Annotated in this window: 8 protein-coding genes; 7 read left to right on the top strand and 1 reads right to left on the bottom strand. The window is 72.0% G+C overall.

The features are described 5' to 3' along the window. The 3 genes from VFZ20_RS16820 to VFZ20_RS16810 all read left to right on the top strand — a co-directional run. A partial coding sequence (locus tag VFZ20_RS16820; protein WP_329685073.1) for an aldo/keto reductase occupies positions 1–756 on the top strand: 756 nt, incomplete at its 5' end. Positions 757–1,119: 363 nt separating this feature from the next. After that, entirely contained in the window at positions 1,120–1,587 is a 468-nt protein-coding gene (tnpA, locus tag VFZ20_RS16815; protein ID WP_329685072.1) for an IS200/IS605 family transposase, read from the top strand. Positions 1,588–1,606: 19 nt separating this feature from the next. Then, positions 1,607–2,041, top strand: coding sequence for an OsmC family protein (locus VFZ20_RS16810; RefSeq protein ID WP_329685071.1), 435 nt, complete (start codon positions 1,607–1,609; stop codon positions 2,039–2,041). A 47-nt stretch (positions 2,042–2,088) separates the two neighbouring features. Here VFZ20_RS16810 and VFZ20_RS16805 read toward each other — a convergent pair whose 3' ends face one another. After that, positions 2,089–2,646: an SH3 domain-containing protein gene (locus VFZ20_RS16805; protein WP_329685070.1), complete on the bottom strand. Its 558-nt coding sequence runs from the start codon at positions 2,644–2,646 to the stop codon at positions 2,089–2,091. 93 nt (positions 2,647–2,739) lie between these two features. On the opposite strand from VFZ20_RS16805, the gene VFZ20_RS16800 reads away from it, so the two are divergent. The 4 genes from VFZ20_RS16800 to VFZ20_RS16785 all read left to right on the top strand — a co-directional run. Beyond that, positions 2,740–3,216: a MaoC family dehydratase gene (locus VFZ20_RS16800; RefSeq protein WP_329685069.1), complete on the top strand. Its 477-nt coding sequence runs from the start codon at positions 2,740–2,742 to the stop codon at positions 3,214–3,216. Positions 3,217–3,491: 275 nt separating this feature from the next. Next, positions 3,492–5,120, top strand: a complete 1,629-nt coding sequence (locus VFZ20_RS16795; protein ID WP_329685068.1) for a tetratricopeptide repeat protein — start codon at positions 3,492–3,494, stop codon at positions 5,118–5,120. A gap of 250 nt (positions 5,121–5,370) precedes the next feature. Continuing rightward, a complete protein-coding gene (locus VFZ20_RS16790) occupies positions 5,371–6,903 on the top strand; it encodes a mercuric reductase (protein WP_329685067.1) in 1,533 nt (510 codons plus the stop codon). 257 nt (positions 6,904–7,160) lie between these two features. Beyond that, the coding region (locus tag VFZ20_RS16785) for a PAS domain S-box protein (RefSeq protein ID WP_329685066.1) at positions 7,161–8,053 on the top strand (893 nt) is incomplete at its 3' end.

Genomic DNA, 8,053 nt, shown 5'->3' with positions numbered 1-8,053 from the left:
ATCTGGGGCCCGCCGGCGGACCGCGACGAGGCCATCCGCGTGCTGCGGCGCACGGTGGAGCTGGGCATCAACCTGATCGACACGGCGGACTCGTACGGCCCGGCCGTCAGCGAGGAGCTCATCGCCGAGGCGCTGCACCCGTATCCCGACGGGCTGCTGGTCGCCACCAAGGCGGGCCTGCTGCGCCCCGGCCCGGACCAGTGGGACCCCGACGGCCGCCCCGGGCACCTGCGCCAGGCGTGCGAGGACAGCCTGCGCCGGCTGCGGGTGGAGACGATCGACCTGTGGCAGCTGCACCGCATCGATCCCAAGGTGCCGGCGGAGGACCAGTTCGGCGTGATGGCGGACCTGCGCGCCGAGGGCAAGGTGCGCTTCCTGGGGCTGAGCGAGGTGACCGTGGAGCAGATCGAGGCCGCGCGCCGCGCCATTCCCGTCGCCACGGTGCAGAACCGCTACAACGTGGCGGACCGCGAGTGGGAAAGCGTGCTGGACCACTGCGAGCGCGAGGGGATCGGCTTCATCCCCTGGTTCCCGCTGGCGGTGGGCAAGCTGGCGGAGGCCGGCGGCCCCCTGGCCGAGGCGGCGGAGCGGCTGGGCGCGGCGCCGTCGCAGGTGGCGCTGGCGTGGCTGCTGCGCCGCTCGCCGGTGATGCTGCCCATCCCCGGCACGTCGCGCGTCAAGCACCTGGAGGAGAACGTCGCTGCCGCCTCGCTGGAGCTCTCCGACGAGGAGTTCCGCGCCATCGCGGCGTCCTGATCCATCGGCGCAGCCCCCGCCGGAGCGAATGATGTCGATTGCGGGTCTGATCCGGTGAGGCCGTCTCCCAGCCGGAGCGAATGAATTCGCCGCTGGAAAGGCACGAAGTCCGCCTGCGCGGACTGCCCAGCACAGGAATCACCATGTGCACCGGGGCGGACTTCGATGGCTCGAACGCGGCCGGTGTGCACAGAGATGGCGCGCGGCAGGAGCTGTCGGCGCAAGCCGAAAGGCACAAAGTCCACCTTCGTGGACTGCGGGGTTGACTTTTGTACACCATGTCCAGATCCTTGCGGCGGCCGGGAGTCGTTTCTTGTCCGCTGCCGATCTGGAGGTGGGATGGGAATCAACCATTCGAGCCGCGTGGAGGTGTACGTCCACGCGGTCTGGTCCACGTGGGACCGGGCGCCGTTCCTCACGCCCGCCGTGCGAGAACAGGTGTACCGCTGCATCCGCCGGGAGTGCTCGCTCCTGAAGACGGAGGTCATCGCGCTCGGCGGGATCGAGGACCACGTGCACGTGCTTCTGCGCCTGCCCGCGACCATCACGATCGCCGAGCTGGTGAAGCAGATGAAGGGCTCGTCGTCCCACCTGGCGAATCACCGGGTCCTGCCGCGCGGGTTCAAGTGGCAGGGCGGATACTCCGCGTTCTCCGTGTCCCGGCGCGCCGTACCGTTCGTGAAGGACTATATCCTGCGCCAGGAAGAGCATCATCGCGACGGGACCACGTTTGCCGGCGCGGAACCGGAGTGCTCAGTCCGCGAAGGCGGACTTCGTGCCTTTCCAGCGGCGAATTCATTCGCTCCTGGAGTGGGTCGGCCAAGAAGCTGAACATCCCCAACGGAGCCACATGGCCACGAACAACGAGGTGGTGATTCGCGCGGGGCGGGACAAGTACCGCACCGAGATCACCGCGGGCGGACAGACCCTCATCGCCGACGAGCCCGTGTCGGCCGGCGGGGCGGGGGACGCGCCCACGCCGTACGACCTGCTGCTGGGCTCCATCGGCGCGTGCACGGCCATGACCCTGCGCATGTACGCCGACCGCAAGGGCTGGCCCCTGGAGAGCGTCACCATCCGCCTGCGCACGGCCCAGAACCACGCGGCCGATTGCGTGGACTGCGTGGACAAGGCCGTGGGCATGCACCAGATCGAGCGCGAGCTGGTGCTGGAAGGCCCACTGGACGACGAGCAGCGCCAGCGCCTTACGCTCATCGCCGACCGCTGCCCCGTGAAGCAGACGCTGGAGCGTGGCATCAGCGTCATCCCCGCCCAGCCGGCATAGCGCGCGGTCCATCCAAAGCGGCGGACGCGCGCCGGCACTTCGTCGGGTCAGTAGCAGTTCGATCGATCCACGTACCGCTTGTTGCCGGACCGGGTGTAGGTGTAGCAGCCGCCGCGCGGGCCCAGGTGGTATCCGCGCGACGCGGCGCTGGACGGGCGTCGGCCGCGCTCCGGTGCCACCGTCGCGAGGGGCTGCAGCGGCGGCGGGGAATCCGTCCGCACGGCGTTGCTGGCACGGTAGACGTACTCGTCCCCCACGGAACCGGTGTAGATGCGCGCCCATCCGTTGGCGTCCCTGGGCCCCAGCTGCACCATGTCGCCGCGGTTCAGCTTTCGCACGACGGACGCGTCCTTGTCGGGCTGGGCGCGGACGTTCAGCGTCTCGTGGATGTAGAGCCAGTCCCGCGGCTCCGTCGCCGGCGCCGGGGTGGTGTCGGAGCTCGAGGTCGTGTCGGTGGAGAACGTGAACCGTGAAGCGATTTCGGCCGAGGGAGAGTCGTCCGCGTCGGCGCACGCGGTGAGGGCGAGGAGGATGACGAGCGCGAAGTGGCGCGGCGAGCGGCTGGCCTTGCGTGCGGTGGAACAAGGGCGTGGGATGAACGACATCAGGAGCGCTCCTTTGGGGAAGAGTATGAACGACAGGCCGGCATCTGTTTGTAGGGAGGGACACGCGCCGCGTCAATTCCTGGAGATCGCGCGATGAGCTTTGCATCCCCGCCGCAGGACCGCTGGCTGGAGGACTACGTGCCGGGTGACGTGCACGAGTTCGGCTCCATCGCCGTGGAGGAGGACGAGGTGCTGGCGTTCGGGCGGCGGTTCGATCCGCAGACGTTCCACACGGATGCCGCCACCGCCGCGCTGACGGAGTACGGCGGGCTCATCGCCAGCGGCTGGCACACGGCCGCGCTGATGATGCGGCTGTACGCGGACCACTATCTGTCGCACGTGGCCACGCTCGTTTCGCCCGGCGTGGACGAGCTGCGCTGGCTGCTCCCCGTGCGCCCCGGCGATGTCCTCTCCATTCGCGTGACGGTGCTGGAGGCGCGCCGTTCGCGCAGCAAGCCGGACCGCGGCATCGTCCGCTCCGCCATCGCCGTGCTGAACCAGCGCGGCGAGCCGGTGCTGACGGTGACGGCGATGAACTTTCTGCTGGGACGGCCGGAGGGCAGGGAATAGGGAATAGGGAATAGGGAATAGGGAATAGGGAATAGGGAATAGGGAATAGCGGGCACGGGATGAAGATCGTGCGGGTGTGGCGGAGGTCGAGATCCGCTGATAGTTCGTGCCTGCACCATGGGCGCGGAGCAGGAGATCCGCGCGCTCACGCCACGCTTGTCGTGCCGGGGCGCGCGGCCTACTGTAGGGCCACGCGGGCGGCGACGTACCGCCCATCCCACCCGTCGCGGGGCCCCTCCGCCCGCGCAATCCGCCCCCAATCCCAGCGGAGCGCCATGAGCCGGGTCGTCCTGTCCCTCGCACTCCTCGTCCTCGCTGCCGCCCCGCTCCGTGCCCAGCACGAGGGCCACGGCGCCGGCGCCGGCCCGGCCGCCACGGGGCTGGGCGAGATCGACTTTCCCACCTCGGCCTCGCCAGCCGCACACCCCGCGTTCGAGCGCGGCGTGCTGTACCTGCACAACTTCCACTATCCGCAGGCGGCCGAGGCCTTTCGCGAGGCGCAGCGGCTGGACCCCGGCGACGTCATGTCGTTCTGGGGCGAGGCCATGACGTACACGCACCCCGTGTGGAACCAGCAGGACACGGCGCAGGCCCGCGCCGCCCTCCGCCGCTTGGCGCCCACGTCCCAGGCGCGGCTGGCCCTGGCGCGAACGGAGCGGGAGCGGATGTACCTGCAGACGGTGGAGGCGTTGTACGGCGACGGCTCCAAGGCCGCGCGCGACACGGCGTTCAGCCAAGCCATGGAGCGGCTGCACGCGCGCTTTCCGGATGATGTCGAAGCCGCGTCGTTCTACGCGCTGTCGCTGCTGGGGCTGAACCAGGGCCAGCGCGAGACGGTGGCCTACGCCCGCGCGGCGGACGTCAGCGAGCCGCTGTTCCGCGCGCACCCGTGGCACCCGGGCGCGGCGCATTATCTGATCCACGCCGTGGACGCGCCCGAACACGCCGTCCGCGGGCTGGACGCGGCGCGCGCGTACGAGGCCATGGCGCCCCAGGCCGCGCACGCGCAGCACATGACGTCGCACATCTACATCGCCGTGGGCGACTGGGACAACGTGGTGCGCACCAACGTCGTCGCCCAGTCGCTGCCGCCGGAGGGCGCGGGGCCCATCCGCTGGGCGCACTACACGCAGTGGCTCATCTACGGGCTGCTGCAGCAGGGACGGAACGGCGAGGCGCGCGTGTGGCTGGATTCCATCGACGCGCAGCTGGCGCGCATCCCGGCCGGCGCGCCGGCCAATGCGGGTGCGCGCGGGTTCCTCGTCCCGCCCGCGGCGTGGTACGTGGTGGACGGGGCCGAGTGGAATTCGCCGTTCGCGCGGATGCGGGTGGACACGGCGCGCCTGGGCGGGAGCGCGTCGCCGCAGGAGTTCGCCGTGGGATACGCGGCGCTGCGGCGCGGCGACCTGGCCCTGGCCGACAGCATGATCGCGCGGCTGGCCGCCCGCGAGTGGCAGCCGGAGAACCGCAACAACTACACGTTTGCCGATCGCGGGTACACGCGGGTGATGGAGGGCACCCTTCGCGCCCTGCGCCTGCACGCCGCGGGGGATGCGGACAGCGCCGTCGCCCTGCTGCGCGCGGCCGCGGAGCTGGAAGCGTCGCTGCCGATGGCGTTCGGCCCGCCGGTGACCGTCAAGCCGCCGCGCGAGGTGCTGGGCGAGCTGCTGCTGGAGTTGGGCCGCCCCGCGGAGGCCGCCACGGAGCTGGAGCAGGCCCTGGCGCGCACGCCCGGCCGCGCGTCCGTGCTGCTGGCGCTGGCCCGCGCCCACCGCGCGCAGGGCCATCGCGACGCCGCCATGCGCCGCTACGCCGAGCTCGCCACCGCCTGGCAGCACGCGTCCGCCGATTCCCCCGCCGTCGCCGAGGTCCGCGCCGGCGCGGAGGGGCGCTGGGAGCGGTGACGGAGCCCGTCCTTCCACGCCGGCTCCGCGGCTGATCCTGCTTCTACGACAGGATTGGCACACGGCGCCTTCGGCGAACGGAGGTAACGGTAACTGCGCAACGGATCAAAAACCGTTGACTCCGTTCGCCGAAGGCGCCGTGTGAGATGCAGTTTACCCAGCCCGCGCGGTTGCCGTCCTTCCCTCCTCGTGCACAGTTTGCGCAAGGAGGGATTTGTTTTGCCGATTCCGCACCCGCACGCACGTCCTAATGCCGACGCACGACCCGAACTCGTTCCCCGCGGCGCAGCCGCTGGACGCGCATAACCGGCGGCTGCTGGAGAACGTCCACCCGCCCGCGTGGCAGAATCCCAAGCCCAAGGACCGCTATCACCTCGTCGTCATCGGCGGGGGGACGGCGGGGCTCGTGACGGCGGCCATCGCGGCGGCACTGGGCGCGCGCGTGGCCCTCGTGGAGCGCGCGCTCATGGGCGGCGACTGCCTGAACGTGGGCTGCGTGCCCTCCAAGGCCGTCCTGGCCGCCGCGCGCGGGTGGCAGGCCGCGCGCGAGGCCGCCGAGCGCTTCGGCGGGCCAGCGGTGAGCGGGGACGGGGACTTCGCGGCCGTGATGGAGCGCATGCGCCGCATCCGCGCGGACATCAGCCCCGTGGACGGCGCGCCGCGCTTTGCCGGCCTGGGCGTGGACGTCTTCCTGGGCCACGCGCGCTTCGTCAGCGACGACACGGTGGACGTCGGCGGAGCGCGGCTGCGGTTCGGGCGCGCGGTGGTGGCCACAGGCGGACGCGCCGCCATCCCGCCCATCGAGGGGATCGGCCAGGTGGCGTGCCTCACCAACGAGACCGTCTTCAGCCTCACGGAGCGGCCGGCGCACCTGGCCATCCTGGGCGGCGGGCCCATCGGCTGCGAGCTGGGACAGGCGTTCTCCCGCTTCGGCGCGCGCGTGACGATCATCGAACGCGGTCCGCGCATCCTGCCGCACGACGACCCGGACGCGGCGGCGGTCGTCGCCGACGCGCTGCGCCGCGACGGTGTCCACCTCCTGATGGACACAGGGATCGATTCCGCCGCGCCGGACGGGACGGGCGTCGTCCTCCACGCCACGCACGGGGGCAAATCGGTCGAGGTCCGCGCATCGCACCTGCTCGTGGCGGCGGGGCGCGCGCCCAACGTCGAAGGACTCGGGCTGGAGGCGGCGGGGATCGAATTCGATGCGCACGGCGTGACGGTGGATGAGCGGATGCGCACGTCCAACCCGCGCGTGTTCGCCATCGGGGACGTGGCGTCGAAGTACAAGTTCACGCACGCGGCGGACGCGCAGGCCCGGATGGTGGTCCGCAACGCCCTCTTCCACGGTCGCGGCAAGGCGGGCGACCTGGTCATCCCCTGGTGCACGTACACGTCGCCGGAGGTGGCGCACGTGGGCATCACGGCGGACGAGGCCGCGCGGCGCGGCGACGGCGTGCGGACCCTCACCATCCACCTGGACGACGTGGACCGCGCCCGGACGGACGGCGAGACGGAGGGCTTTGTCCGCGTGCACGTAAAGGCGGGGTCGGATACGATCCTGGGCGCCACGCTCGTCGCGCCGCACGCCGGCGACCTCGTCAGCCAGGTGACGCAGGCGATGACGGCGGGGATCGGGCTGGGAAAGATCGGCGCGACGGTGTTCCCGTATCCCACCGTGGCCGAGGCCCTGCGCCGCGCCGCGGACGCCCTGAACCGCGACCGGCTGACGCCGACCGCGAAGCGCGCCTTCCGCCTCTTCTTTCGCGCGACGGGGTGACGGCCCCGTCCACGGTGCGCACGGTGCGGGACGGGACGGCTCCATGCGCGCGGTCACCGCTCGTCAGCGGCGTGTTTGCGGGGCTCGAACCCCGATTGCCGCATGCGGATAGGCCGGTTATGGCGCGTTGCGTCCGCGCCCCGCAAACGTTACCATTGAGCACTCCATGAACCGACCCGAGGCGCCGCCGCACCGCGCCTCCCGGGCCCGCCTTGCATGATCCCGCTGATCCGCGTCATCGCGGTGAAGGCAGGCCGATGAGCATCGCCCTCCCATCCCGCTCCGTGCACGTTTCCATCGCTTCACTGGCGGACCCGCTCGACCACGGCGGCTGGTTCCACGCCAGCCCGGCCCTGCTGAGCGTCGTCTCGCCGTCCGGGCGCATCGTCACGGCCAACGCGTCCGCCGCGGCCGCGCTGGGCCGCTGCGCGGACGAGCTGGAGGGGGCGGACGTCCTGGAGACGTACCACGCCGAGGACCGCGCCGCCGCGCGCGCCGCCCTGGACGAGGCCCTGGCCGCGCCCGGCACGGACGTGCGCCGCGAGCTGCGCCGCGTTCGCGCCGACGGCGGCGAGCTGTGGGTGGACGAGACGTTCCGCGCCCTGGAGCACGGGAGCGCGCCCGTGGTGCTGGTGCACACGCAGGACGCTGCGGAGCGCCGCTCGGCGGGCGAGGCCCTGGCACGGTCCGCGTCGCTGCTGGCGGCGGCCCTGGAGTCCACGGCGGACGGCATTCTCGTCGCGGACCTGCAGGGCAACGTGGCCCTGTGGAACCAGCGCTTTCGGGAGATGTGGAACATCCCCGAGGAGGTGCTGCGCGAGGGCAACGGCTGGCGGGTGCTGGAGATGGCCGCCGCGCAGGTGCGCAGCCCCGAGGCGCACGACGCCGCCGCGCGCGCCCTGCTGGCCTCGCCCGAGGAAGAGGCCGCGCGGCTCGTGGAGCTCGTGGACGGGCGGTGGTTCGAGCGCGTCTCGCGGCCGCAGCGCATCGGCGGGCGCGTGGTGGGGCGCGTGTGGAGCTACAGCGACGTCACCGAGACCAAGCGGGCCGAGTCCGTGCTGCGGGCCAGCGAGGAGCGCTACGCGCTGGCCATCGAGGGCGCCCTGGAGGGGATCTGGGACTGGGACCTGGAGCGCGACCGCATCTACCT

Source organism: Longimicrobium sp. (assembly GCF_036280135.1).
In the GTDB taxonomy this organism is placed as follows: domain Bacteria; phylum Gemmatimonadota; class Gemmatimonadetes; order Longimicrobiales; family Longimicrobiaceae; genus Longimicrobium.
Note: the sequence above shows the minus strand (reverse complement) of the source record. Positions and strands in the feature narration are given on the sequence as shown.